The 20667-nt window shown below is 65.6% G+C and carries 24 protein-coding genes, 1 tRNA gene and 1 pseudogene; 13 read left to right on the forward strand and 13 right to left on the reverse strand.

What is annotated here, in order from left to right; all coding sequences use genetic code 11:
- Positions 1-12 precede the first annotated feature (12 nt).
- The 5 genes from A9Z05_RS06590 (at position 13) to A9Z05_RS06605 (ending at position 2172) form a co-directional block, all read left to right on the forward strand.
- On the forward strand, positions 13-390 hold the full coding sequence (locus A9Z05_RS06590; RefSeq protein ID WP_069617491.1) for a DUF2946 domain-containing protein: 378 nt from the start codon (positions 13-15) through the stop codon (positions 388-390).
- A 285-nt stretch (positions 391-675) separates the two neighbouring features.
- Entirely contained in the window at positions 676-1041 is a 366-nt protein-coding gene (locus A9Z05_RS06595) for a copper resistance protein CopC (RefSeq protein WP_069617377.1), read from the forward strand.
- Between the two features lie 92 nt (positions 1042-1133).
- Positions 1134-1577 (forward strand): copper chaperone PCu(A)C, encoded by a 444-nt coding sequence (locus A9Z05_RS06600; RefSeq protein ID WP_069617492.1) that lies wholly within the window; start codon positions 1134-1136, stop codon positions 1575-1577.
- Positions 1578-1609: 32 nt separating this feature from the next.
- Positions 1610-1783, forward strand: coding sequence for a hypothetical protein (locus A9Z05_RS36830; RefSeq protein WP_164725533.1), 174 nt, complete (start codon positions 1610-1612; stop codon positions 1781-1783).
- A 101-nt stretch (positions 1784-1884) separates the two neighbouring features.
- A complete protein-coding gene (locus A9Z05_RS06605) occupies positions 1885-2172 on the forward strand; it encodes a hypothetical protein (protein ID WP_069617378.1) in 288 nt (95 codons plus the stop codon).
- Positions 2173-2184: 12 nt separating this feature from the next.
- Here A9Z05_RS06605 and A9Z05_RS06610 read toward each other — a convergent pair whose 3' ends face one another.
- Positions 2185-3498, reverse strand: coding sequence for a leucine-rich repeat-containing protein kinase family protein (locus A9Z05_RS06610; RefSeq protein ID WP_069617379.1), 1314 nt, complete (start codon positions 3496-3498; stop codon positions 2185-2187).
- 142 nt (positions 3499-3640) lie between these two features.
- Between A9Z05_RS06610 and A9Z05_RS06615 the strand changes: the two genes are divergently transcribed.
- Positions 3641-3725: transfer RNA gene (locus A9Z05_RS06615), tRNA-Leu, on the forward strand.
- A 75-nt stretch (positions 3726-3800) separates the two neighbouring features.
- On the opposite strand, the gene A9Z05_RS06620 is transcribed toward A9Z05_RS06615, so the two are convergent.
- The gene (locus tag A9Z05_RS06620) at positions 3801-4673 is read right to left on the reverse strand and encodes a LysR family transcriptional regulator (protein WP_069617380.1); all 873 of its coding nucleotides are present in this window, start codon (positions 4671-4673) and stop codon (positions 3801-3803) included.
- Between the two features lie 140 nt (positions 4674-4813).
- Between A9Z05_RS06620 and A9Z05_RS06625 the strand changes: the two genes are divergently transcribed.
- Positions 4814-6055: an MFS transporter gene (locus A9Z05_RS06625; protein WP_069617381.1), complete on the forward strand. Its 1242-nt coding sequence runs from the start codon at positions 4814-4816 to the stop codon at positions 6053-6055.
- Positions 6045-6245, forward strand: a pseudogene (locus A9Z05_RS06630) (salicylate biosynthesis isochorismate synthase); the annotation flags it as partial. The gene A9Z05_RS06625 and the pseudogene A9Z05_RS06630, both read left to right, overlap by 11 nt.
- A 13-nt stretch (positions 6246-6258) precedes the next feature.
- Here A9Z05_RS06630 and A9Z05_RS06635 read toward each other — a convergent pair.
- Entirely contained in the window at positions 6259-7143 is an 885-nt protein-coding gene (locus A9Z05_RS06635; protein ID WP_069617383.1) for a LysR family transcriptional regulator, read from the reverse strand.
- A 77-nt stretch (positions 7144-7220) separates the two neighbouring features.
- Between A9Z05_RS06635 and A9Z05_RS06640 the strand changes: the two genes are divergently transcribed.
- Positions 7221-8522 (forward strand): aspartate aminotransferase family protein, encoded by a 1302-nt coding sequence (locus A9Z05_RS06640; RefSeq protein WP_069617384.1) that lies wholly within the window; start codon positions 7221-7223, stop codon positions 8520-8522.
- A 73-nt stretch (positions 8523-8595) separates the two neighbouring features.
- On the opposite strand, the gene A9Z05_RS06645 is transcribed toward A9Z05_RS06640, so the two are convergent.
- Complete coding sequence (locus A9Z05_RS06645; RefSeq protein WP_069617385.1) at positions 8596-9345, reverse strand: SDR family oxidoreductase; 750 nt, start codon at positions 9343-9345, stop codon at positions 8596-8598.
- Positions 9346-9446: 101 nt separating this feature from the next.
- On the opposite strand from A9Z05_RS06645, the gene A9Z05_RS06650 reads away from it, so the two are divergent.
- The 3 genes from A9Z05_RS06650 (at position 9447) to A9Z05_RS06660 (ending at position 11744) form a co-directional block, all read left to right on the forward strand.
- Positions 9447-10364, forward strand: coding sequence for an AraC family transcriptional regulator (locus A9Z05_RS06650; protein WP_069617386.1), 918 nt, complete (start codon positions 9447-9449; stop codon positions 10362-10364).
- Positions 10365-10437: 73 nt separating this feature from the next.
- Complete coding sequence (locus tag A9Z05_RS06655) at positions 10438-11292, forward strand: AraC family transcriptional regulator (protein ID WP_069617387.1); 855 nt, start codon at positions 10438-10440, stop codon at positions 11290-11292.
- A 44-nt stretch (positions 11293-11336) separates the two neighbouring features.
- The gene (locus tag A9Z05_RS06660; protein WP_069617388.1) at positions 11337-11744 is read left to right on the forward strand and encodes a DUF2000 domain-containing protein; all 408 of its coding nucleotides are present in this window, start codon (positions 11337-11339) and stop codon (positions 11742-11744) included.
- A 30-nt stretch (positions 11745-11774) separates the two neighbouring features.
- On the opposite strand, the gene A9Z05_RS06665 is transcribed toward A9Z05_RS06660, so the two are convergent.
- The 6 genes from A9Z05_RS06665 to A9Z05_RS06690 form a co-directional block, all read right to left on the reverse strand.
- Positions 11775-12125, reverse strand: a complete 351-nt coding sequence (locus tag A9Z05_RS06665) for a VOC family protein (protein ID WP_069617389.1) — start codon at positions 12123-12125, stop codon at positions 11775-11777.
- Positions 12126-12297: 172 nt separating this feature from the next.
- Positions 12298-12999, reverse strand: a complete 702-nt coding sequence (locus A9Z05_RS06670; protein ID WP_006484776.1) for an ABC transporter ATP-binding protein — start codon at positions 12997-12999, stop codon at positions 12298-12300.
- On the reverse strand, positions 12999-13772 hold the full coding sequence (gene livG, locus A9Z05_RS06675; RefSeq protein ID WP_069617390.1) for a high-affinity branched-chain amino acid ABC transporter ATP-binding protein LivG: 774 nt from the start codon (positions 13770-13772) through the stop codon (positions 12999-13001). Before livG ends, A9Z05_RS06670 begins: the two co-directional genes overlap by 1 nt.
- Positions 13769-15040, reverse strand: coding sequence for a high-affinity branched-chain amino acid ABC transporter permease LivM (locus A9Z05_RS06680; RefSeq protein WP_069617493.1), 1272 nt, complete (start codon positions 15038-15040; stop codon positions 13769-13771). Before A9Z05_RS06680 ends, livG begins: the two co-directional genes overlap by 4 nt.
- Positions 15041-15051: 11 nt before the next feature.
- Positions 15052-15978, reverse strand: a complete 927-nt coding sequence (gene livH, locus A9Z05_RS06685) for a high-affinity branched-chain amino acid ABC transporter permease LivH (protein ID WP_006749488.1) — start codon at positions 15976-15978, stop codon at positions 15052-15054.
- A 183-nt stretch (positions 15979-16161) separates the two neighbouring features.
- Positions 16162-17280 carry a branched-chain amino acid ABC transporter substrate-binding protein gene (locus tag A9Z05_RS06690; protein ID WP_050012348.1) on the reverse strand — a complete coding sequence of 373 codons (1119 nt, stop codon included), beginning with the start codon at positions 17278-17280 and terminating at the stop codon, positions 16162-16164.
- A gap of 806 nt (positions 17281-18086) precedes the next feature.
- Between A9Z05_RS06690 and A9Z05_RS34220 the strand changes: the two genes are divergently transcribed.
- A complete protein-coding gene (locus A9Z05_RS34220) occupies positions 18087-18710 on the forward strand; it encodes a hypothetical protein (protein ID WP_084044147.1) in 624 nt (207 codons plus the stop codon).
- Positions 18711-18768: 58 nt separating this feature from the next.
- Here A9Z05_RS34220 and A9Z05_RS06695 read toward each other — a convergent pair whose 3' ends face one another.
- From A9Z05_RS06695 to A9Z05_RS35965, 3 genes are all read right to left on the reverse strand, one after another.
- Positions 18769-18990, reverse strand: coding sequence for a hypothetical protein (locus A9Z05_RS06695; protein ID WP_069617391.1), 222 nt, complete (start codon positions 18988-18990; stop codon positions 18769-18771).
- Between the two features lie 144 nt (positions 18991-19134).
- Complete coding sequence (locus A9Z05_RS37240) at positions 19135-19425, reverse strand: hypothetical protein (protein ID WP_218077804.1); 291 nt, start codon at positions 19423-19425, stop codon at positions 19135-19137.
- A gap of 619 nt (positions 19426-20044) precedes the next feature.
- On the reverse strand, positions 20045-20488 hold the full coding sequence (locus A9Z05_RS35965) for a hypothetical protein (protein ID WP_141723381.1): 444 nt from the start codon (positions 20486-20488) through the stop codon (positions 20045-20047).
- Positions 20489-20667 lie beyond the last annotated feature (179 nt).

A 20667-nucleotide genomic window follows, 5' to 3' on the forward strand; every position in this document is an offset into this window, starting at 1 on the left:
GCCGCGCATCGCATGCTGAGTCGTCGCCTCCGGAAGATCGGCAGTCTGATCGGGATGCTCGCCATCCTGATGACGGCGCTCGCGCCGACGATCTCGCAGGCGCTGACCACGCAAGGGCGCGTCGACGCGCTACTGGCCGGCTACTGTTCGGCCGCGCCGGCCGCCGGCGACCGCTCCGCCGATGCGTCGACGAAAAACCTGCAGGCCCATCTGCAGGCATGCGGCTACTGCAGCCTGCTTGCCCATACGCCCGCGCTGCCCGCTCCAGAACTGACGTTCGCGGCCCATGTGCACGCGATCGAGCATCGCGCGGCAACCCGCTTCGAAAGCCTGCGCCGCGCGCTGCCGCTCACGGCCGCGCAACCGCGCGCCCCGCCCTTCACGTCCTGATCCGTCGTCGTTGCGTGTGATGCCGTCGTGCATCGCGTCGCCCGCGCATGCCGCCCGCGTGCGCGAACTGTCACGTTTCGAAGGACGATCATGTCTCACCCTGCTGCGCGCGGCGTCGTGCCGGGCGCGCGGTTGGCCGCTACCGGTTCGGATTGCCGTGCCGGCATTCGCCCGCATGCGAATGCCCGCCCTCGCACGTCCGCGCCGCGCGCCGCCGATATCGATGCCGCTCGCGCAGCCGTCCGCCGAATCCGTCTTTTTCCATCCGATTCGTCCCATCCAGCCATGAAAACCGCTACTTTCGTTCGCGGCGCACTCGCCGCACTCGGCTTCGTCACCCTCCACGCCGCGCATGCGCATGCGCTCCCGAAAATGCAGGACCCGGCGCCCAACGCCACGCTGTCGAGCGCGCCACACGCGGTCACGATCGATTTCGGCGAGGCGCTCGAGCCCGCGTTCAGCTCGATCGCCGTGACCGACAGCCAAGGGCAATCGGTCGTCGACGGGAAGACGGCCGTCGATGCCGGCAACCGGAAGCGGATGCACGTCGCGCTGGCGAGCCTGAAGCCCGGCGCCTATACCGTCGCGTGGATCGCGGTGGCCAGCGACGGCCATCGCACGCACGGCCGCTACGCATTCACGCTGAAGTAACCCATGTCACGCGCGCGATGCGCGTCGGCGCTCGATGCCGATCGCATTCGCATCGATGCCGCCGGCATCGCACCCGATAAGGAGAACAAATGATGAAACGCCCGATTCCGACCGCCGTGCTCATGGCGCTGGCGCTGCACGCGTCCGCCACCCTCGCCGCGCCGGCCATCCAGGCCGATGCGTGCTGGATCCGCACGATGCCGGCGACGGTACCGTCCTCCGGCTACTTCACGCTGAAGAACGGCGGCGACGCACCCGCGACGCTGACCGGCATCGACACGCCCGCCTACGGGATGGCGATGGTGCATGAAACGCAGACGAGCGGCAGCACCGCGAAGATGGTGCACGTCGACTCGGTCGTCGTGCCCGCGCACGGCACGCTGACGTTCAAGCCGAAGAGCTATCACGTGATGCTGGAGGAACCGCGCCAGGCCGTCGCGCCCGGCGCGAAGGTGCCGATGCGGCTGCATTTCGCGGACGGCTCGACCGTGTCCGTGACCTGCGACGCGAAGGCGCCGACCTACGCCGGCCAGTAACGCCGCCGACCTCACGACCGAAGGAGCCGCACATGAAAAACCGCCTGCCGCTGGCCGACCTGATCGTCCGCTACCGTACCCCGCTGAATGTCGCGGTACTGATCGCCTGCGGGTCATGGGCCGCGTGGATCGCGTGGATGACGCGGCCTGCCGCCATCGATACGCCGCCGTCGATTCCCGCGTACTGCATGCGCGACGCGCGCTGACGCGCCGCGACCGCACGGTTCCGGCGGTGGCGGCCCGCGCCATTATTAGCGTGTCATCATCGCTTCATCCCGACCGCCGGAACCGCCTTTCGGAGCGCCGCATGTCCGTTCAGACCTGGATGCTGTTTGCCGCAGCCTATCTCGCCACGACGCTGTCGCCGGGCCCCAACGTGCTGCTCGTGATTCGCAACACGGTGCGCTACGGCGCGCACGGCACCGTCGCGACGATCGCCTGCACGGTCGTGGTCGTTCACAGCGTCTATTCGGCCGGCGTGCGCCGCCTGCATCGCGGCGTCGGCATGAGCCGCGCGGTGCACGCGCTCAAGCGTGCGAGCGGGCTGCTGTTCGTCGGGCTCGGCATCAAGCTGCTGACCGCGCGGCAGGCGTAAGCCGCCTCCCCGTCAGCGCATGCGCGCGGCCAGCGCGGCCGTGATCTCGTCGAACGACGGCCGCGCGTCGACGTCCTCGTTCATGCACGCCGCCGCCAGCGCATCGAGCGCGCCGGTGTGCGGTTCGCAGCGCTCGAGCAATTCGCCGAGCAGATAGCCGAACGCGCGCACTTCGAGCCGCTCGAACCTCGCGCCGCGCGTGCGCTCGTTCACGTCGTACAGCGACGCCGCGCCGAAATCGCCGAGCAACGCGCCGCCTGCGCCGTCGTGCAGGATGTTGTGTGCATACAGGTCGCCATGCATGATGCCGCGCGCATGCAGCTGGGTGGCGACCGACGCGATGCCGTGCGCGATCCGCAACGCGTGCGCCGGATCGAATTCCGCCTCGGCGGCATAGACGTCGCGCGTGCAGGACGCGAAGCTCGGCGGCCCGGCGAGGTTCGTCAGCGCGGGATCGACCTGCTCCATCACGAGGCCGTGCGTGCCGTCCGGATGGCCGCGCACCTTGCCGATCACCGGGATCAGGTGCGGGTGACGGCCGGCATGCAGGCACGCGGCCATTTCGCAATCGGGCAAGCCGTCGCTCGTCACCGCGCCCTTGAACAGCTTGACCGCGACCGTCCGCGGCGGATGGCCGTCCGCCCGCCATTGCGCGCGATAAATGACGCCCGACGCGCCCTCGCCCAGTTTCCGTTCGCATGACAGCGCGGCCCAGTCGATCTCCGCGACGTCCGGCCCGGCGGACGCCGCGGCCTCCGGCGCCGCGCCGAACGGGTTGCCGGCAACGGCGAGCCACGCGAGCCGCGGCAGTCGCAGCAGCCAGTCGGGCAACGCGTGCAGCCGGTTCGCCGACAGGCGCACCAGCTCCAGCGCGCGGCACGCGGCCATTTCCGTGGGCAGCGCCTGCAGCTGATTGCCGGCCAGCATGAGCTTCTGCAACCGCGCACAGTCGCCGATGTCGGCCGGCAGTTCGTCGATCGCGTTGTCGGTCAGGATCAGCCAGCGCAGCGCACGCGGCAGCGCGCCGCGCGGCACGGTGCGGATCCGGTTCGCCTTGAAGCCGATCATGTCGAGTCGTTCGCACGCGCCGAGCACGTCGGGGAACGCGGTGAAGCGGTTGCCCGACGCGAACAGGATGCGCAGGCGATGCAGCCGCGGCAGGTCGTCCGGCAGCGCGGACAGCGCGTTGCCGGTCAGGTCGAGCACTTCGAGCGTGTCGGCCAGATCGAAGATCTCGCGCGGGAATTCGGTCAGTCCGCACGCGAGCTTCAGTTGCCGCGCGCCCGACAGTTGGCCGGCCTGCAGGTGTTCGAGGGTGTGGGTCACGGGGAGAAAACGGGTGGCGGTTGCGGTGATCGTCAGGTCGATCGGACGAATTCTACCGGGATCGATCGCGTGCCCCTACACGACCTTGTCATCCCCCCTTCACAAACGCGCGATGTGACGTTAGAATTGCGCCCCTTGCAGTGCCGACGTGGTGAAATTGGTAGACACGCTATCTTGAGGGGGTAGTGGCGAAAGCTGTGCGAGTTCGAGTCTCGCCGTCGGCACCAGATGCGTTTTCCGCGCATTCCAGCATGATCCGAAACCCGCGACAGCACATGGCTTCGCGGGTTTTTTGTTGTCTGCTATGCAAGCAGCAGAAAATTCCGCACCACCGCGGACGGCTCGTCGCAGCGCGACGCAATGGCCAGCCTCGCGCGAAACCGGTTGCCCGCGAACGGCCGGTACACGACCCCGGGAACCTGCACCTGCGTAATCGCCTTCGGCACGACCGACACGCCGAGCCCGGCCGCCACCAGCGTCACCGCGGACGCGATCTGCGGCGCCGGTTGACCCATGCGCGGCTCGAACCCGGCAGCCTTGCACGCGGCGACGATGTCGTCGAACAGCGCGGCGCCGGCCGCGCGCGGCACCTGCACGAACGACTCGTCCGCGAGTTCCGCCAGTTCGATGCGCCGACGCTGCGCCAGCCGGTGCGCGACGGGCAGCGCGACGAACATCGGCTCCTCGTCCCAATCGGATACCTGCAGCGTCGCGGCCACGCGGCGCTCGGGCCGCACGATCGCGACGTCGAGGCGCCCGGCCTCCAGCGCCTCCAGCAGCACGCCCGACGTCGCTTCCTGCAACGTCAGCTCCGCATCCGGAAACGCCTCGTGAAAGCGGCGAATCAGATCCGACACTTTCGGATTGAACGCCGCCGTCCCGGTGAAGCCGACCCGCAAATGGCCGGTTTCCCCGCGCGCGGCGCGTCTCGCCGCGCGTGCCGCGCGCTCGGCATCGTCGAGCACGCGTCGCGCTTCTTCCGCGAAGACTTCGCCCGCCAGCGTCAGCTCGGCGCCGCGCGCGGTCCGTTTGAACAGCTCCACGCCGAGCTCGTTTTCCAGCGCCTTGATCTGCTGGCTCAACGGCGGCTGGCCGATGCCGAGCGTTTCGGCGGCCTTCGTGAAATTCGACGCGGCCGCGACGGCCAGAAAGTAGCGGAGATGCCGGAGTTCCATGCGTGACGTGACCTCGCGGTGAGTCGGGGCTGGCCTGCCAGCCAGTGTTAAAACATATTGCTGCGGTTCATTTCATATATTGGACATATACATGACCGTGCGCAAGAATTCGTGTATTCCGTCGCACATCGAGTGCCTTCATGTCCCCCGCTTCGATTTCCCGATCCATGCCCGGTACGCAACCCTCCGCGCCCGATGCGCTGCCGGCCGGCGTGTCCCCGCGCTCGGCCGCGTACAAGCGCATCGCGTTCGCGCTGTTCCTCGCCGGCTTTGCCACTTTCTCGCTGCTGTATTGCGTGCAGCCGCTGCTTCCCGCGTTCGCCCGCGAATTCAACGTCGGCGCGGCGTCGAGTTCGCTGTCGCTGTCGCTGTCGACCGGGATGCTCGCGGTGTCGATCCTGTGCGCCGGCGCGCTGTCCGAACGGGTCGGGCGGCGCGGGCTGATGTTCGCGTCGATGACGCTGGCCGCGCTGTTCAATCTGCTCGCCGCGCTGTCGCCGAACTGGCACCTGCTGCTCGTCTGTCGTGCGCTCGAAGGCTTCGCGCTTGGGGGCGTGCCGGCGGTGGCGATGGCCTATCTCGCGGAAGAAATCGCCGCCGACGGGCTCGGCTTCTCGATGGGGCTCTACGTCGGCGGAACCGCGTTCGGCGGCATGATCGGACGGATCGGGATGAGCGCGCTCGAGGAGCACTTTTCGTGGCGAACGGCGATGCTGTCGATCGGTGTCGTCGATCTGCTCGCGGCGCTCGCATTCGTGATGCTGCTGCCGGCGTCGCGACGCTTCGTGAAGCGCACCGACCTGACGCTGCGTCACCACCTGCGGCTGTGGCACGCGCAACTGCGTCACGCGCGCCTGCCGTTCGTGTTCGCGATCGGCTTCCTCGTGATGGGCGCGTTCGTGACGATCTACAACTACGCCGGGTTCCGGCTCATGGCGGCGCCGTTCAACCTGAGCCCGACCGCCTGCGGGCTGATCTTCGGCGCGTATCTGTTCGGGATGGTGTCGTCATCGAGCGCCGGCGCGCTCGCCGATCGTCTCGGGCGGGCGCCGGTCCTCGTCAGCGGCATCGTCGTGTTCGCGGCGGGCCTCGCGCTGACGCTGTCGCACTCGCTCGTCGCGATCGTCGTCGGCATCGTGCTCGTGACGATCGGCTTCTTCGTCGCGCACTCGGTCGCGAGCGGCTGGGTCGGCGCGCTCGCGGGCGCCGCGAAGGGGCATGCGGCTTCGCTGTATCTGCTCGCCTACTACGTCGGGTCGAGCGTGCTCGGCTCGGTCGGCGGCGCGTTCTGGCAGCGCGGCGCGTGGACGAGCGTCGCCGCGTATGTCGCGGTGCTGCTCGTCGTTGCATGGATGGCCGCGCGGCGGTTGAGCCGTGCGTGATGCGGCGCCCGCCGACGGCGCGCGCCGGCTGTTCGCGGGCTGCGGCATCGTCGCCGAATCCGAGCCGGTCAACGCATTTCAGGAAACCGAACTGAAGCTGTCGGGCATGCAGGCGACGATCCGCGTGCGCGATGCGGCCGCGCAGACGCGTGGCCGCACGCAGGTGTCGGCTTCGTCGATGGTCGACTGATCCGCGTCGACCGTCAAAGCAACGGCAGCGTTTGCCGGATATGGTCGGCGAATGCGACCGTCAGGTGCGACGGCCGCTTCCGGTCGAACCGCAGCGTAATGCCCACGGCCGGCAACGGCGGCAAATGCGGATCGCCGTTGACGATCGCGACGTCGGCCGGCACGGCCGTCTGCGTCATCACCGCGAACGCCTGTCCCGAACGCACCAGCGCGATCAGCCCGGCGAGACTGCTGCTCGCATATGCGACGCGATAGTCGCGGCCGGCGCGGTTCAACGCGTCGCACGCTGCAACGTGATCGAGCGTATCGCGGTCGGACAGCGCAAGCGGCAGCGGATCGAAATGCGCGGGCTCGAGCCCCGGATAGCCGATCCAGACCAGTTGCTCGCGACGAATGATGTCGCCGGTCGCACCGTCGTCCGGCACGGAAATCATCGCCAGGTCGACCGCGCGCTTCTCCAGGTGTTCGACGAGCCGCGGCGTCGGCCCGCAGACGACTTCGACGATCGCCTGCGGATGCTGGCTCGAAAACTGCCGCAGCAGCGACGGCAGCCACACTTGCGCGTAATCGTCCGGACACCCGAACCGGATCGTCCCCGACAGCCCCGTGCCGCACAGATCGGCCATCGCCTCGTCGTGCAGCCGCAGGATGCGCTGCGCATGCACGAGCAGCCGCTCGCCCGGATGCGTGAGCACCACGCCACGGCCGGTGCGCTGGAACAGCGGCTGGTCGACGGCCTCCTCGAGCCGCTTCATCTGCTGACTGAGCGCGGATTGCGTGCGGCCGACGCGCACGGCCGCGCGGCTCAGCGCGCGCACCTCGGCGATCACGACGAACGAGCGCAGCAGGTCGATTTCGAGCGAAAGCGCCAAGGTATTAGCCTCTTTTCTGGCTTGCATTAGAACTATTCGTTTCCATCAAACCAGACGCGCGCCTAGACTGCAAGCGATCCCTGCCCTTTTGCCCGGAGACGCCCATGTCCCTGAACGACGACGCAACCTTCTGGCGCCATGCCAGGCAGCATCTGGTCCGCTACGGCGGCACGTTCGAGCCGATGATCGTCGAGCGCGCGAAAGGCAGCTTCGTCTACGACGCCGACGGCCGCGCGATCCTCGATTTCACGTCGGGCCAGATGAGCGCGGTGCTCGGCCACAGCCATCCGGAGATCGTGTCCGTGATCGGCGAATACGCGGGCAAGCTCGATCACCTGTTCAGCGGGATGCTGTCGCGGCCGGTCGTCGATCTCGCGACGCGCCTCGCCGACATCACGCCCGCCGGGCTCGACCGCGCGCTGCTGCTCAGCACCGGCGCGGAATCGAACGAGGCGGCGATCCGGATGGCGAAGCTCGTCACCGGCAAGTACGAGATCGTCGGTTTCGCTCAGTCGTGGCACGGGATGACGGGCGCCGCCGCGTCGGCCACGTACAGCGCCGGCCGCAAGGGCGTCGGACCGGCGTCGGTCGGCTCGTTCGCGATTCCGGCGCCGTTCGCGTACCGGCCGCGCTTCGAGCGCAACGGCGCGTACGACCCGCTCGCCGAACTCGACTACGCGTTCGACCTGATCGACCGCCAGTCGAGCGGCAACCTCGCCGCGTTCATCGCGGAGCCGATTCTCAGTTCGGGCGGGATCATCGAATTGCCGGAAGGCTATATGGCCGCGCTCAAGCGCAAGTGCGAGGCGCGCGGGATGCTGCTGATCCTCGACGAAGCGCAGACGGGCGTCGGCCGCACCGGCACGATGTTCGCGTGCCAGCGCGACGGCGTGACGCCCGACATCCTGACGCTGTCGAAAACGCTCGGCGCGGGGCTGCCGCTCGCGGCGATGGTCACGTCCGCGGCCATCGAGGAACGCGCGCACGAGCTCGGCTACCTGTTCTACACGACGCACGTGTCCGACCCGCTGCCGGCCGCCGTCGGCCTGCGCGTGCTCGACGTCGTGCAGCGCGACGGCCTCGTCGCGCGCGCGAACACGATGGGCGAGCGGCTGCGGCGCGGGCTGCTCGACCTGATGGAGCGCTTCGACTGCATCGGCGACGTGCGCGGGCGCGGACTGCTGCTCGGCGTCGAGATCGTCAAGGATCGCCGGACCAAGGAGCCGGCGGACGGGCTCGGCGCGAAGATCACGCGCGAATGCATGAAGCTCGGGCTCAGCATGAACATCGTGCAGTTGCCCGGCATGGGCGGCGTGTTCCGGATCGCGCCGCCGCTGACCGTCAGCGAAGACGAGATCGACCTCGGCCTGTCGCTGCTGGAGCAGGCGATCACGCGCGCGCTTTAACGTAACGCTGTTTTCGACCTCACGCGATCCGCCGCACCGGTTCAACCGGCCGGTGCGGCGGATCGCGGATCGATCAACCCGCTTCCGCCGCCCACGCTAACGCATCGGCGCCGGCCGGCATCCGCATCGGGCTCGACGGATCGGTCGCCGCGCGCCACACGGCTTCGGCGACGTCCTGCGCATGGGTAATCGGCCCTGACGCATCGAGCATCCGCGCGACGGCCTTGCCGACGAAGTCCGCATACGCTTCGTGCTCGAAGCCGTGCATGTTGTCCCGTGCGTTGTCCGCGAAACGCGTATCGGGCGCGCGGCCCGGCAGCACGAGATGCGCGCGCACGCCGAAGGGCTCGAGTTCGATCGCCATCGATTCGGTGAACGCGTTCACCGCCGCCTTGCTCGCCCGGTACGCACCGACCAGCGGCAGCGCCTTCAGCGTAACGCTCGACGTGACGTTCACGACCACGCCGGCGCCGCGCGCGCGAAACTGCGGCAGCACGGCCTGCGTCACCGCGATCGTCCCGATCGTGTTGGTGTCGAACAGCGCGCGCACCGTGTCGAGCGGCGTGAGTTCGGCCGGCGCGGCCGCGCCGAAGCCCGCGTTGTTGACGAGCACGTCGATCGGGCCGGCGGCGTCGACCGCGGCGCGGATGCTGTCCGCGTTCGTCACGTCGAGCGGCAGCACGCGCAGGTGCTCCGACGGCGGCAGCACGTCGTCGCTCGGCGTACGCATCGTCGCGACGACCTGCCAGTCGCGCGCCAGAAAATAGCGGGCGATTTCAAGGCCGAAGCCGGAAGAACAGCCGGTAATCAGTACGGTCTTCATGCGAACTCCTGGGGTGTGTTGAGCATGTGTCCGTACGATAGAGGGCCGGTGCCGTATTCGCTACAATCTAAAATCCGCTTTTCTTTTGCGAGAGTCCGGCGATGATCGACCCGCTGACCGAAGTCGTGACGCTGCTGCAACCGGGCGCGCGGTACGCGAAGTACGTGCGCGGCGCGAGCCCGTGGGCGATCAACCGCACGGTCGCCGGCGAGCCGTTCTATTGCGCGGTCCTCGACGGCGGCTGCCGGATCGCGATCGACGGGCACGCGCCGATCGAGCTGCTGGCCGGCGATTTCATGCTGATTCCGGCCGCCTACGGCGTCGCGATGTCGAGCCTCCAACCGCCACCGCCGGGCGTCGACACCGCGCCGCCCGTCATGGTCGCCCCCGGCGAATACCGGATCGGCGATCCCGCGAACCCGGTCGACACGCGAATGATGGCCGGCAACTGCAGCTTCGGTTCGCCCGATGCATCGCTGCTGGTGTCGCTGCTGCCGCGCTTCGTGCACGTACGCGACGAGCCGCGGCTGACCACGCTCGTGCAACTGGTGGGCGACGAATCGCGCGCGCAGCGGCCTGCCCGCGAAATCGTGCTGGCGCGCCTGCTGGAAGTGCTGCTGATCGAGGCGATGCGCTTCACGACCGGCACGCACGCGTCGCCCGGCCTCGTGCGCGGGCTCGCCGACAGCCGGCTCGCGGCGGCGCTGCGGCGCATGCACGAACGCCCCGCGCACCCGTGGACGATCGTCGAGCTCGCGAAGGAAGCCGCGCTGTCGCGCTCGACGTTCTTCGAGCGCTTCAGCCGCGCGGTCGGCGTCGCGCCGATGGAATACCTGCTCACGTGGCGCATGGCGCTCGCGAAGGATCTGCTCCGCCGCAACGAAGGCCGCATCGCCGAAATCGCGGCGCGCGTCGGCTACAGTTCGGCGAGCACCTTCAGCGTCGCGTTCGCGCGGCACGTCGGCCGGCCGCCCGCGCAATACGCGCGCGACGAACAGGCGACGGTGAGCGAAGCATGAACCGCGCTCGCCTGCCCCGTTCCGCCACCTGCAACCCCGTTCCGTCACGCAACGACGACGTACGAGGCCCCCGATGACGACAGACGCCAAGGCCGTCGGCGCGACCGACCACTGGCTCGTCGCGCGCCGCGACGCGGAAACCGGCATCGAAAGCCTGCACGCGCATTTCAACGGCCATGCGTACGATGCGCACGACCACGACGACATGCTCGTCGGCTTCACCGAACAGGGCGTGCAGCGCTTCCAGTGTCACCGCTCGCTGCATACGAGCGTGCCGGGCCGCGCGATCCTGATCGAGCCGGGCGCGATGCACGACGGCCACGCGCCCGAAGCCGGCGGCTTCACGTACGGGATGCTGTACCTGCCGCAAGCGTGGGTCGAGCGCGCCGCGCGCCGGCTCGACCTGCCGGGCCTCGGCAGCGTCGAAGCCACGTTCGGCCATACGCTCGTCGACGATCGCGGCCTCGTCGACGCGATCCGGAACGCATTCTTCGCGATCCACGACAACGAAGGCCGGCTCGCGCGCGACCAGACGCTCGATCGCCTGCTGATGCGGCTCGGCAGCCAGCTGGGGCCGTCCCCGCTGGAAAGCGGCGTCGTGCCGCCCGCGATCGTACGCGTGCGCGATCTGCTGCACGAACACATGGACGGCAACATCGGCCTCGACGAACTCGCGAGCGTCGCCGGCATCGACCGGTTCCGGCTGACGCGGATGTTCCAGCGCGCGTTCGGCACGTCGCCGCACGCGTACCTCGTGCGCTTGCGGCTGCGCGCCGCACGAAAGCTGCTGGCGGCCGGCCGCACGCCCGCGCAGGCGGCCGCCGACGTCGGCTTCGCCGACCAGAGCCACCTCGGCCGCTGGTTCCGACGCGCGTACCGGATCACGCCGGCCGCGTACCGGCAACTCTGCACAAACGTTCCAGACTGATCACGCACGACGTCCGATCATGGGCGCTCCAACCAGGAGCAAGCATGTTCGATACCAAAGTAGCGCTGATCGTGCGCGACGATCTCGCCGCGTGGCAAAAACTCAACGTGGTCGCGTTTCTCGCGACGGGCGTCGCGGCCGGTGCGCCCGACGCACTCGGCGAGCCTTACGAGGATGCGGCCGGGCGCCGCTACGGCCGGATGCTCGGCCAGCCGATGCTGGTGTTCGCGGCCGACCTGAACGGATTGCAGGCCGCGCACCGGCAGGCGCTGTCGCGCGAGCTGACGATCGTGCCCTACGTGCGCGCAATGTTCTCGACCGGGCACGATGCGGCCAACCGCGAAGCGTTTCGCGCCGAGGATGCGGCCAATCCCGATCTGGTCGGCCTGGCGTTGCACGGGCCGAAGAAGGCCGTCGACAAGGCGGTGAAGGGGCTGGCGTTGCATGGGTAAATGCGTCGTGCAACGCCGCCGTTTCGGCAATCAGCGGTGAACGAGCACGTTCACGAGCTTACCGAATGGATCGCGTACGAAAAAGCGCCGCACGCCCCACGGCTCGTCGGCCGGGCCGTATTCGACGGGGATGCGCGCTGCCTGAATGCGCGCGAGCGCTTCGTCGAGATCGTCGACCTCGATCGACAGGTCGGGCGTCGGCGTGCCCGACCCGCCCTGCGACGCGAAGCTGATCTGCACGTCCATCCGTTCGGCATTGCCGTAGGTCGCGATCCAGCCGTGATCCATCAGCAGATCGAGACCGAAGATGTGCTGATAGAAGCGCTTTGCGTCGTCGATGGAACGTGTGTCGATGTTGGCGACGATTCGTTTGACTTTCATCGCTTGTCTCCGCGAAGCAAGGATGTAGCCGATTTGACTACGATCGAAGCCGAATCGGCTACGGATTTTCCGCATAAACGGGCATGGCGCCTGCCGTACCGAACGAATACCGATGCATCCGGAAACGATGCAAAAAACCGCCGGCCCGTTGCAGGCCGGCGGCGTCCGTCGATCACCCGCCCAGATACGCCTGCTTGATCCGGTCGTTCGCCAGCAGGTTCGCGCCCGTGTCGGCCAGCACCACGCGCCCCGTTTCGAGCACGTAGCCGCGATCGGCCACGCCGAGCGCCTTGTTCGCGTTCTGTTCGACCAGAAACACCGTGACGCCTTCGTCGCGAATCGTCCGGATGATGTCGAAGATCTGCGCGATCACGAGCGGCGCGAGGCCGAGCGTCGGTTCGTCGAGCAGCAGCAAACGCGGCTTGCTCATCAGCGCACGGCCGATCGCGAGCATCTGCTGCTCGCCGCCCGACATCGTGCCGGCCCGCTGCGCCGCACGCTCCTTCAACCGCGGAAACAGCTTGAACACGTGCTCGATGCCGTCGTCGATCTCGTGACGGCTCGCGAAGAAGCCGCCCATCTTCAGGTTCTCGAGCACCGTCAGGCTCGGGAACACGCGCCGCCCTTCCGGCGAAATCGCCATCCCCTGCCGCATGATCTGGTGCGTCGACATCGCGGTGATGTCGTTGCCCTCGAACAGCACGCGGCCCGACGACGCGCGCGGCGTGCCGCATACCGTCATCATCAGCGTCGTCTTGCCGGCGCCGTTGCTGCCGATCAGCGTGACGATCTCGCCCTTGTTCACCTCGATCGACACGCCCGCGAGCGCTTCGACCGCGCCATAGTGCGTATGGACCTGTTCCAGCTTCAGCATCACTCTTCCCCCAGATACGCCTTGATCACGCGCGGGTCGTTGCGGACCGCCTCCGGCGTGCCGATCACGATCGGCCGGCCGTGCTCCATCACGAGGATCCGGTCGGACACGCCCATCACGAGGCTCATGTCGTGTTCGATCAGCAGCACCGATACGCCGAATTCACGGCGCAGCTTGTCGATCAGGTGCTGCAGCTCGATCTTTTCCTGCGGGTTGAGGCCGGCCGCCGGCTCGTCGAGCATCAAGAGGCGCGGCTCGGTGATCATGCAGCGCGCGATCTCCAGACGCCGCTGGTGCCCGTACGACAGCGTGCCGGCCGGCCGGTTGGCGACCGACGTCAGTCCCATCCGGTCGAGCCACACGGCCGCGCGTTCGAGCGCTTCCTTCTCCGCGTGACGATACGCGGGCGTCGCGAACAGGCCGTGCAGCAGCCCGGCCTTCACCTTGCGATGCTGCGCGACCAGGAGGTTCTCGACGACGGTCAGCGACTTGAACAGCCGGATGTTCTGGAACGTCCGCACGAGGCCCTTCAATGCGATCTGGTGGCTCGGCAGGCCCGCGATCGCATGGCCGTCGAGCACGACGTCGCCGCCGGTCGGCTTGTAGAAGCCGCCGACGCAGTTGAACACCGTGGTCTTGCCCGCGCCGTTCGGCCCGATGATCGCGAACACCTCGTCGCGGCGCACGTCGAAATCGATCCCGTCCACCGCGAGCAACCCGCCGAAGCGCATCTGCAGCCCGGCGACCTTCAACAGTTCTGCATTCGCGCTCATTGCGGCAGCTCCACGTGGGGACGGCTCGCGGGCAGCAGGCCCTGCGGACGCCACATCATCATCAACACCATCACCAGACCGAAGATCAGCATCCGGTACTCGGCGAAACCGCGCGCGACTTCCGGCAGCACGGTCAGCAGGATCGCCGCGAGAATCACGCCGAGCTGCGACCCCATCCCGCCGAGCACGACGATCGCGAGGATCAGCGCCGATTCGATGAAGGTGAACGATTCGGGATTCACGAGGCCCTGACGCGCGGCGAAGAACGCGCCGCCGATCCCCGCGAACGCCGCGCCGAGCGTGAACGCCGACAGCTTGATGCGCGTCGGGTTCAGGCCCAGCGAACGACATGCGATCTCGTCGTCGCGCAGTGCTTCCCACGCACGGCCCATCGGCATGCGGATCAGGCGGCTCGTCACGAACAGCGTGAAGCCCACCAGCACCAGCGCGATCAGGTACAGGAAGATCACCATGTGCTCGCCGCTGTATTCCAGCCCGATCAGTTCGTGGAAGGTCTTCGCGCCTTCGACGCTCGCCGAGCGCGCCATCTCGAAGCCGAACACCGTCGGTTTCGGAATGCTCGAGATGCCGTCCGGGCCGCCGGTGAGGCTCGTCAGGTTGTTCGCGAGCAGACGGATGATTTCGCCGAAGCCGAGCGTGACGATCGCGAGATAGTCGCCGCGCAGGCGCAGCACCGGGAAGCCGAGCAGGAAGCCGAACGTCGCCGCGGCGATCGCCGCGATCGGCAGGCATTCCCAGAACGACAGCCCGAAATACTGGTTCAGCATCGCGTACGTATAGCCGCCGACCGCATAGAAGCCGACATAGCCGAGGTCCAGCAGCCCCGCGAAACCGACCACGATGTTCAGCCCGAGGCCGAGGATCACGTAGATCAGCGCGAGCGTCGCGACGTCCACCGCGCCGCGCGAGCCGAAGAACGGCCACACGAGGCCGACGGCGAGCAGCACCCAGATGATCACGCGCTGCTGCTGCGCGCCCATCGCGGGCATCGCCGGCAGCTTCACCGCCGATTTCGCGCGCACGAGCCACGGCTTGAACAACTGGAACAGGAACACGGCCGCGACCGCGATCCATACCGGGCGCCAGTGCGGCGTCAGCACCACCTGATAGCCTTCGAGCTTCAACTGCAGCCCGAGCACCGGAATCGTGAGGATCGCCGTCAGGATCGCGGCGGCCACCGCATTCTTCAGCGCCTGGCCGACCGACGCGTCGGCGGCCGGGCGGCGAACGGAAATGACTTGACTCATCTGCGTCTCCGTCAAACCTTTTCGATGTCCGACTTGCCGAGCAGGCCAGTCGGGCGGAAGAGCAGGATCAGCACGAGCAGGCCGAACGCGACCACGTCCTTGTACTCGGCCGGCATGTAGCCTGCGGCGAAGGTTTCGGCGAGGCCCAGCAGCACGCCGCCGAGCATCGCGCCCGGGATGCTGCCGATCCCGCCGAGCACTGCGGCGGTGAACGCCTTGATGCCCGCGACGAAGCCGATATACGGATTCAGCTTGCCGATCGTCAGCCCGATCAGCACGCCGCCGACGGCCGCCAGCATCGCGCCGAGCACGAACGTGAACGAGATCACGCGGTTCGTGTCGATGCCGAGCAGGTTCGCCATCTTCATGTCCTCGGCGCACGCGCGGCACGCACGACCCATCCGCGAATGCGAGATGAACAGCGTGAGCGCGATCATCAGCACCAGCGTCACGCAGACGATCAGCAGGCGCGCATAAGGAATCGTCACGTCGAAGTCGCCGCCGAGATGGATCTCGAACGCGCCGGAGATCAGCACGGGCACCGACACGTCGCGCGCGCCCTGGCCGATCTGCACGTAGTTCTGCAGGAAGATCGACATGCCGATCGCGGAGATCAGCGGCACGAGACGCGGGCCGCCGCGCAGCGGGCGATACGCGACGCGCTCGACCGCGAAGCCGTACAGGCCGGTGACGATCACCGACACGATCAGCGCGGCGCCGAGCACGAGCGGCAGCGGATAACCGGCGGAGATGCCGATCGCCGTGAGGGTCACGAGGCCCACGTACGCGCCGATCATGTAGATCTCGCCGTGGGCGAAGTTGATCATGCCGATGATGCCGTAGACCATCGAGTAGCCGATGGCGATCAACGCATAGATCGCACCCAGCGTCAGGCCGTTGACCAGCTGCTGGGCGAATTGGGGAAAGAAGTCAGTCATGTGCGGGAAGCTCCCGTTGGCGCTGGGTCGCGTGCCGTCGCCGGATCACGGCGATCGGTCGCGCGCAACGCACGGTGTCGTCTCGGGCCGCCCTTTGGCGCGCACGGGTCAGAGGCGCGACCAATACGCACCCGCCCCGTCCGGGTTTCGGACGGGGCGGGTGCGCGGGCGGATACTCCGTTGTTACTTGGCGGCGGTCTTCGTCGCGTCCTTGTGCCACGTGTAGACGACGAACTTGAACGCCTTCAGGTCGCCCTGTGCGTCATACGCGACCTTGCCGATCGGCGTGTCGAACGTCGTCTTGTGCATGTACGCGGCGACCTTCGTCGGGTCGGTCGTCTTCGCGCCCGCGATCGAGTCGGCGATGATCTTCACCGCTGCGTACGCCGGCATCTGGAACGGGCCGTTCGCGTCGCGCTTCTTGTCCGCGAACGCCTTCACGAGCGCCGCGTTGGCCGGGTCGGCCGAGAAGTCGGCCGGCAGCGTCACGAGCATGCCTTCCGAAGCCGGGCCGGCGATCGCCGTCACGTCCTTGTTGCCCACGCCTTCAGGCCCCATGAACGTCGCCTTCACGCCCTGCTCGCGCGCCTGGCGCATCAGCAGGCCCATTTCCGGGTGGTAGCCGCCGAAGTAGACGAAATCGACGCCTTGCGACTTCAGCTTCGTGATGATCGCCGAGTAGTCCGAATCGCCGGCGTTGACGCCTTCGAACAGCACGACCGGGATCTTCGCGGCTTCGAGGTCCTTCTTCACCGACGACGCGATGCCCTGGCCGTACGACTGCTTGTCGTGCAGGACCGCGACCTTCTTCGGCTTCACGTTGTTGATGATGTAGTGCGCGGCGGCCGGGCCTTGCTGGTCGTCGCGGCCGATCGTGCGGAAGATGAAGTGACGCTTCTTGCCTTCCGTCAGCTGCGGCGCGGTGGCCGACGGCGTGACCATCACGATGCCTTCGTTCTCGTAGATGTCGGACGCGGGAATCGTCGAACCCGAGCACACGTGGCCGATCACGTACTTGATCTTCTGGCTGACGATCTTGTTGGCGACGGCGACGGCCTGCTTCGGTTCGCACGCGTCGTCCATCAGCACGACTTCGAACTTGTTGCCGCCCGCACCGCCTGCCGCGTTGATCTGTTCGATCGCGGTCAGCGCGCCGGCCTTCACCATGTCGCCGTATTGGGCGACCGAGCCGCTCATCGGACCGGCGATGGCGATCTTCACGGTTTCCGCTTGCGCGGCGGCGGCGCCAGCGGCGAACAGCACGGCGGCGACGGAAATGGACGTAAGACGGGACAGCGTCATCTGGGAGCTCCTCGATGTTGTTTAGTCATACGGGCAAAGGCGGCATGACTTGCGCAATCGAACAGCACCCGGGGCGAGGACATGGGACACGCCCGAGACACATAGAAGACGGAACTCCAGCGGAATATTGCGTAGCGGGGCCCGGCTCTTGCAGTCCCCGAAGGGGACGTCTGGTTCGGAAAGACATCGTGATGCGTCTTGCATTGCGCAAGCGTTTCGCCTGCCCCGCTTGCCAAATCGCTCGTTCGGAGGGATGGTCCGACAGCTGTTGGCAAGGCAGCCGAAATTATATGGGCGTTTTTCAATCGTCTGTCAAAAATGCCTGTCGACTGAGGGAAAACACGTACGTTTTTGAGATGGGTGGGTGGCGATGGGGGCGCAACCTGTGGGAGGCTGGGACGGTTGATTTGGGTGCAATCGGGTTGCTCTTGGGCGCGGGGGTCGGGGTGGGTTCCTTTCTGAGCTTGGTGTTCGGCGAGAGACGGTTCTCGGTTTCGTATTTTTCAGGCTACCGAGTGCCCGGTCGCTGACTGATGATTGCGGGAGCACGCACCAGGACGGGGCGCTCGGCGAAGCGGTAAATCTTTCTGTTTATCTTCGATTTCTAAACATATTGAAAGCTTTTTGATATTTCCATGAAATAATACGAATTCGCTTCTGCAATCCAGCCAGCCTCCCCTGCAAGTCGCGTTCGCCGCGCCTCGCAGTCGCTTCAGGGCCGCTTCGACGCCCCGTCGTCGCCCAGCCGCCAGCCAGTGATCTGCCGTTTTGTTCAATGCACATCACCTGCTTCGGATCGCCCATCCATGAATTGCCCTATCCGCCTGTCTTCCGCCGCCGCGATCGCGTGCGCGCTTTCTGTTTCTGCCTCCCATGCTTCGGGACGCGATGCGCTGACCGATCGGTCGGCCGGTGCCAATGTGTTTCGCTCGGAGCGGCGTGCGGCTGCTCGGGATGATGGACGTGCGGCGCGTGTGGGCCGTCGACGGGTGCAGTTCGCTGCGCCCGACGAACGTAGCCCGTTCGATACGCCCGATACGCGGCCGTTGCGGGTGACGAGCGATGCGCTCGTGGCATCGCCGCCTTCTTTTAAACACGAACCCGATTTTGTCTCGGCTCCGAACCGCGTCGCGCTTGGCGCGGGCGGGAGCGATAGTTTGGGTCGCGCAGTGCCCGGGTATGAGCAGCGCGAGCAGAACTGGAATGAATACCTGCGCGCGAACGGCTCTCGGCCGGCCGGTAGTGGCGGCTCGTATGCGCCGCAGCGGCCGTACGATGCGCCGCGCGGTCCGCATGGGGCGCCGAATCCATTCGATCCGTCGGTACCGCAGCCGGAGACGCGGACGTTCTATGACAACGGATCGGGGACGAAGTGCACGGCTACCGGCGGCGCGGGGACGTCGCGGTCGTCTTGCGATATCGCTTGGTGATGCGCGGCTTTGGGCGGCTGCCGCTTGCGGCTGCTCTACCCTGTCCGGCGCGTTGCGCTTACAGCTGCGTAATGATCAGCCTCCCCGGCTCAATATCGATCCGCGCCCTGCGGCCCGGAACAAAACACGCATCGTTGATCAGCCACATTCCACCAATCTTCATGTACGGATAAAACGTCTCCGGCCTCGGATCCATGGTCTTCGGGGTACCCCACATCTCCTGGATCGTGACGAAACGTTCCGTCTTCAGTGGTCGTGCTTTATGATTCGGCTTAGCCATGGGCAACTCCTTGAAAGTTGGCTGTGGTTAGCGGGTCGTGAGTGTTGGTAGCACTTGCGGCCCGCGCTCGTTTACCGCGGCGTTTTTATGGTTCGGATTCCTCCTTTGTTGGTGAATCGATGGGAGCGATGCTTCGATTAAGGATCAGCGCATGTGGCACTTCCGCTCGCGCGCACTGCAGGCGACACGATCATCATCAGTTTGACATTGCACATTAAACCATCGTTTGCGCGCATTTAAGCGCACGTTAGCCATTGGGCATAGGTACGCGGCTTGGTCAGCTTTCTGGTTATTGCGCGTGTTGACACTAATCGCGAGCATGTCGACGCCTGTGCCATCTATTCGGAACACGATTGAGCCGAGCGTGACGATTTGAAACAGTTCTACGAGTTCGGACTCGACGATGTGTGCCGGGCTCGATACTTGTGTAGCCATTGCAAGGCTTTTGAGCGCGCGCGCTTATGGATGCAACTTGTGATGAACGTGCGAATCCAGCAACGTCACAACGCGCGGCCGATCATCTGTCGAAGTTGCACTTACGGTTTTCACGCAGGCCCTCAGATGGCCTACACACTCGAGGCGCTTCAGATCAGGGGTGCGGTGCGGAGTTCTCGCCGTGTAGGGTTGATTTACTCGAGGCCGCTCTGCTCGCTACGACTCAGGACCTCAGACCAATCCAAATCAGGATATATTTCGCGCAACCTCTCATGTCGATCAATTTTCGACCATACCGCATACTTCCATCTAACTTTACCGCACTTAAAAATTAATTTAAGTCTATCCTCAAATTCTCGATAAAAATTCGACGCAACATAAAAATCAACAACGTGATTGTCATCACTCAAAAAATCACCAAGGCGGTCAACCCTATCAACAATCTCGAGAAAAAAATTATCCCTTTCCCCTTCGCGATATAGCGCCCCTTTTGTCCACCACAACCAAACACGCATCAAATAGGGACCCAATCCTTCTAACTAACTCGATAAAATCTACATCTTCCAGAAGAACCACACTCAAGCACCGATCAGCCCCAGACACCAATTCACCCATAGATTTATATCGAATTCAGTTTATCTAGATAGAGATCTGATCCAGCAGAAACCCTCCCACCCCTACCTTTCAGGTCCTCAAAAAATTCGATTGCGAATCTCCTCATTTCAAAAACAAATTCAAAGCGATCCACAACCACCTTTACGGTTTCTCGAACGGTTACAGAAAAAACCACATTGGCGCCGTGCACCGCAAACTTTATTTCGATAGGCTGATCTGGAAAATAAGTCTTGAACCCCTCCCCGCGTGAAACACACACCAAACCTTCAGCCAAATACGCCCATAGTTGATCAACACAATCCCACATTGATTTATCAAGAAGAACGACCCCATCTACAGAGAGCTCAATAGCCCCTTCGATGTAATCTGGATCTTGTATTTTTCCATCGAAACTATGAAAATCTACAAGCCCATCCTCGGACTTGAGATATGTTATTACCTCTATCACCGCCTCACCTTGTTTGAAAGACTTCTTACCAAGGGGAGCAACAAACCCGCACTTTTTTTGCTATTTTTTCGCCAAATGAGCAAAATGGGATCGAACTCCCCATAGTACCGCCCCCTTACAACGCGCCTTTAACACCTTTTCACCAAAAACAGCAATAGACCAACCACTCCAGAATGAAT

It is taken from the genome of Burkholderia sp. A2, from assembly GCF_001729305.1.
GTDB classification, from domain to species: domain Bacteria; phylum Pseudomonadota; class Gammaproteobacteria; order Burkholderiales; family Burkholderiaceae; genus Burkholderia; species Burkholderia sola.